The 3,086-nt window shown below is 56.8% G+C and carries 5 protein-coding genes and 1 pseudogene; 4 read left to right on the top strand and 2 right to left on the bottom strand.

What is annotated here, in order from left to right; all coding sequences use genetic code 11:
• The coding region (locus ACZAHD_RS22820; RefSeq protein WP_462458751.1) for an Hpt domain-containing protein at positions 1-530 on the top strand (530 nt) is incomplete at its 5' end.
• 90 nt (positions 531-620) lie between these two features.
• Here the strand turns inward: ACZAHD_RS22820 and ACZAHD_RS22815 are convergent.
• On the bottom strand, positions 621-1,283 hold the full coding sequence (locus tag ACZAHD_RS22815; protein ID WP_162493302.1) for a YfdX family protein: 663 nt from the start codon (positions 1,281-1,283) through the stop codon (positions 621-623).
• A 237-nt stretch (positions 1,284-1,520) separates the two neighbouring features.
• Between ACZAHD_RS22815 and ACZAHD_RS22810 the strand changes: the two genes are divergently transcribed.
• From ACZAHD_RS22810 to ACZAHD_RS22800, 3 genes and pseudogenes are all read left to right on the top strand, one after another.
• On the top strand, positions 1,521-2,096 hold the full coding sequence (locus tag ACZAHD_RS22810) for an HdeD family acid-resistance protein (RefSeq protein ID WP_012967205.1): 576 nt from the start codon (positions 1,521-1,523) through the stop codon (positions 2,094-2,096).
• 26 nt (positions 2,097-2,122) lie between these two features.
• Entirely contained in the window at positions 2,123-2,428 is a 306-nt protein-coding gene (gene hdeB, locus ACZAHD_RS22805) for an acid-activated periplasmic chaperone HdeB (protein ID WP_012540524.1), read from the top strand.
• 76 nt (positions 2,429-2,504) lie between these two features.
• Positions 2,505-2,582: pseudogene (locus ACZAHD_RS22800) on the top strand (cob(I)yrinic acid a,c-diamide adenosyltransferase); the annotation flags it as partial.
• Here the strand turns inward: ACZAHD_RS22800 and ACZAHD_RS22795 are convergent.
• A partial coding sequence (locus ACZAHD_RS22795) for an AAA-type ATPase lid domain-containing protein (protein ID WP_462458750.1) occupies positions 2,560-3,086 on the bottom strand: 527 nt, incomplete at its 5' end. The pseudogene ACZAHD_RS22800 and the gene ACZAHD_RS22795 sit on opposite strands and share 23 nt — an antisense overlap.

The following is a 3,086-nucleotide window of genomic DNA, read 5'->3' as shown; positions in this document are numbered from 1 at the left end:
TGGCGGCCTCGTTACGCCGTCGCTATCCGGGCCTGGTCATTTGGGGCGTGACCGCCAGCGCGCTGCCGCAGTCACGGGAGGCGTGTCTGGCCAGCGGCATGAATATGTGTCTGTTTAAGCCGGTGTCGGTTCAGACGCTGAGCCATGAGCTCAGCCGTTTAGCGGGGGGCCGCGCATCACCTAACGTCACCCGGCACCTGAAGCTCAGCGTGCTGACCGAAAATACGGGGGGAGACCAGGCGCTGATGACTGAAATACTGGAGACGTTCCGCGATGCGTCGGCCACAGATTTGCAGGCCGCCGGACAGGCTATCGCCCGGCATGAACCGCAGACCTTTCTGCGAGCGCTGCACCGTCTGCACGGTTCAGCACAAATTCTGGGGATTACTGCGCTACAACAATTGTGCGCCCCTTTTGAGGCTAAGCGACCTGATTCGCTGACGCCGGCAAGCTGTCTGGAGGTGGTACAGCACATCACCGGCGTCATGCGCGAGATCGACGGCGAAATCAACGCCCTGATCGGCCGCTAGCCGTTCCGCTCGGGCAGTCCGCCTGCCCGAGCGTTAAGGGGACATCCATGTCAGTTTCTTCCTCTGCGCTCTATCAGGGTGGAACGAGGATCAGTTGCCTGCCACCAGCATCTCGCTATCCACCACAATGCCCTCTTCAGCGCCCTTCAGCACCAGATTCGCTTCGTAATACTTCCCGGCTTTCAGCAGTTTTTGCGCCTGCGCCACCGCTTTACGGGTCTGGTTGAGCGGCATCAGATACTGGTTCTCGATCACGCCGATGCCGGCCAGACGCAGGGTATCAATAGCCCCTTTCTGGTCACCTTTCGCCAGCTTTTCGTTGGCAGATTTAATGGCACTCTCTTTTTCCGGTGTGGCCACGTAGTCTTCAGACAGGGCGACGGTCGCGTTGATCACCACATAGCGATCGGCGATCATTTTTGCTGTGGCGTCAGTTTTCACGAACTTCGCCCAGCTGGCGTCATCGGCGGCCAGCAGCGCGGCGGCGTCGTCTGTCAGTTTTTTGGCGCTCTCCGGCTGGCCGTGGAACAGCGCCAGACGGGCGAACTGGACGTCGCGCATCGCGTTCGCGCCCTGCACCGCCACCTGCAGCACATCGGCAGCTTCTTTCTGTACCTGCGCCGTGGCTGCCGCGGTTGGCGCTGCCGTCGCGCTGTCTGCCGCCCACACCGGAGAGGTACCCATCATGGTTGCCAGCAGGCTCGCCAGAATGACTTTTTTCATTGTTAACTCCTGATTAAAATCGGTAAGCATCACCAAACGCAGCCAGCTTAAAAAATATCGTGGTTATTGAGAATCAGAGCCCGGAAGCGATATTGCGGGCCTGGTCTGACAGCTGTCAGACCAGGCGTATAAAGTGACCTCGGCGCTCTTATTTACGCCTGGCGATACCGCGGCCTACTATTTTTCTCAGACATTTTTTTTGGCCCGCGGAATAAACCATACGTTTATTTCAGCACCAGGCCGCCTACCGGGATCTGCGGAGCAATTATGTTTATGTTTAGCCATTACACTTTAAATGCGTTTAGTCCACGCATCTTCTTACGATATAAACGGCATGCCGGCATGATGGCCGCCCTGCTGTTTATCTGCGGGGCCTGTTGCCTGGCCTGGCCGTTGGTCGCCGGTTGGTATCTCGCCGTGGTAACCGGCATGTTGTTGATGATCTGTGGCTTCTATTCACTGTACAGCTTGATTGTCTTCCGCCAGCAGCACTGGAAATCACGCCTGGTGGCGCTGATCTTCGCCATCGCCTGGATCGTGCTCGGCCTGAGCTTTGTCGTCAATCCCCTCAACGGTATGAGCAGTCTGGCCATTTTATTTGGCTTTTTATTTGTTCTCGGCGGTATTTCCCGCATCGTCAGCGGATGTAAAACCCGAAAACAAAGCGGCGCTGGCTGGAATATTTTTATTGGCCTGCTGGATTTACTTATCGCCTGTCTGTGGCTGGCCATGAATCCGCAGCAAAGCTGGTTATTTATCACCGCATTTATCGGCGTTGAAATGATATTTAGCGCCATCGGCTTTCTGGTCCTGCGCAATAAGATGAAGCACGCCCAGGCTTAAGCCATATTTTATCACTGGAGAAGAAAATGAATTTACCTAAAGCACTCGTGTTGACCGCGGCGGCCACCACATTCTGTCTGATGACCAGCCCGGCGTTCGCGGTTCAGGAAACCACACCGCAGAATATGACCTGTCAGGAGTTTATGGATATGAACCCGAAAAGCATGACCCCCGTGGCCTTCTGGGTCGTGAATCGCAACACCGACTTCAGCGGCGGCGACTATGTCGACTGGCATGAAGTCGAGACCGTCTCGGTGCCAAAAATGTTGCAGCAGTGCCACAAGAACCCCGCCGCTAAACTCGGCGATCTCAGCGCGGTCATCAAAAAATAACCCTGCTCCCCGGCGTCCTGCCGGGGAAAGTTAACCTCGTTACCCGCCGGACCCGTCTCACTTATCGATACCGCTACGCTACAGCAATCGCCTGTCGGATGCCCTGTTCTCCATGGCGCGTATCGAGGAGACTAGGCCTGATGCTTGCGCTTGAACTGGCTGGCGTCAATATCGTACTGCTTCATTTTGCGCCACAGGGTAGTGCGGCCGATATTGAGCAGCTGCGACATCTCCTGCACCCGCCCGCTGGTCACTCGGGCGGCGTGAATAATAGCTTCCTTTTCGATGGCGCTAAAGGTCAGGCTGGCCGGCAGCAGCGATGACGCGCTATCCCCGCCCGGCCGCTCGGAAAAGAGATATTCCGGCAGATTACTCAGGCGAATGTGGCCGTTGTCGCTGCTGATGGCGATATTCTCAATGACGCTGTTGAGCTCAAAATCATTCCCCGGCCACGAGTAGGCCACCAGCTGCGCCAGCGCGTCATCGTCCACTTTCAGTCGCGAAGAGAAACGCTTCTCCAGGCTTTTCAGGCGGTTATGCACCAGCGACGGAATACTGTTGCGTCGGGCGCGCAGCGGCGGGATGACGATCTCGAACGAGTGCAGCGCATAGTACAGCTGGCGGCTAAAGCGGTTCTGCTCCACCAGGTTGGCCAGAT

This window comes from Raoultella sp., from assembly GCF_039594335.1.
Lineage (GTDB): Bacteria > Pseudomonadota > Gammaproteobacteria > Enterobacterales > Enterobacteriaceae > Klebsiella.
Note: the sequence above shows the minus strand (reverse complement) of the source record. Positions and strands in the feature narration are given on the sequence as shown.